The organism is Streptomyces sp. NPDC002133, assembly GCF_040296405.1.
Lineage (GTDB): Bacteria > Actinomycetota > Actinomycetes > Streptomycetales > Streptomycetaceae > Streptomyces.
In genome coordinates this window covers 1-1095 of sequence record NZ_JBEOXF010000155.1, presented here as the reverse complement: position 1 = coordinate 1095, position 1095 = coordinate 1, and the positions used below count along the sequence as shown (strand labels likewise).

Here is a 1095-nt window from a genome sequence, read left to right as displayed (position 1 = left end):
TCCGGTTCCGGTTCCGGCAAGGACGGTGCGGGACGGCCCGGCGGCAGCGGGGGGAAGGGCGGGGGCAATGGCACGTCGCCCGGCCCCAGCACCGAGCCCGTACGGCTGATAGGCGACGGTTCGACCGCCGACACGGGCAAGCAGCCGAACCAGCCGGGCCGGCCCGTCCCGCTCCAGCCGGGCGAGACCCCGCCGCAGTTCGTGATCTTTTCCTGGGACGGGGCGGGCGAGGTCGGCAACGGACTCTTTCCCCGCTTTCTGGAACTCGCCAGGAATCACGATGCGGCGATGACGTTCTTCCTCTCGGGGATCTATCTGCTGCCCGAGTCGAAGAAGACGCTCTACCGGCCGCCGAACAACCGCATCGGCGCGTCCGACATCGGCTATCTCACCGACGGGCACATCAAGGAGACCCTGAAGTACGTCCGTCAGGCCTGGCTGGACGGTCATGAGATAGGCACCCACTTCAACGGGCATTTCTGCGCCGGCTCCGGCTCGGTCGGGAACTGGACGCCCGCACAGTGGCGGAGCGAGGTCGACCAGGCCGTGTCCTTCGTCACCGAATGGAGGACGAACAGCGGCTGGACGGACATCGACCCGCTGCCCTTCGACTACCGCAAGGAACTCGTCGGCGGCCGCACCCCCTGTCTGCTCGGCCAGGACAATCTCCTGCCCACCGCGGAGAAGCTCGGCTGGCGCTACGACGCCAGCTCGCCCGGCGGCCGCCAGATGTGGCCCGAGAAGCGGGGCGGTGTCTGGGACCTGCCGCTGCAGGCCGTGCCGTTCCCCGGGCACTCCTTCGAAGTGCTCTCGATGGACTACAACATCCTGGCCAACCAGTCGCAGAATTCGACCAAGGGCATGCCGTCGCGCTATCCGGGCTGGCGCAGGCAGGCCACCGACGCGTATCTCGACGGATTCACCCGCGCGTACGAGTCGAATCGTGCGCCCTTCTTCATCGGCAACCACTTCGAGCAGTGGAACGGCGGCATCTACATGGACGCCGTCGAAGAGGCGCTCAAGCGAATGGCCGGAAAGAAGGACGTACGGCTGGTGTCCTTCAGGCAGTTCTGCGACTGGCTCGACGTCCAGGAC

The 1095-nt window shown here is 67.0% G+C and carries 1 protein-coding gene; it reads left to right on the top strand.

From position 1 onward, the window contains the following. On the top strand, positions 1-1095 hold a 1095-nt coding region (locus ABT078_RS42550), incomplete at both ends, for a polysaccharide deacetylase family protein (protein WP_351237854.1).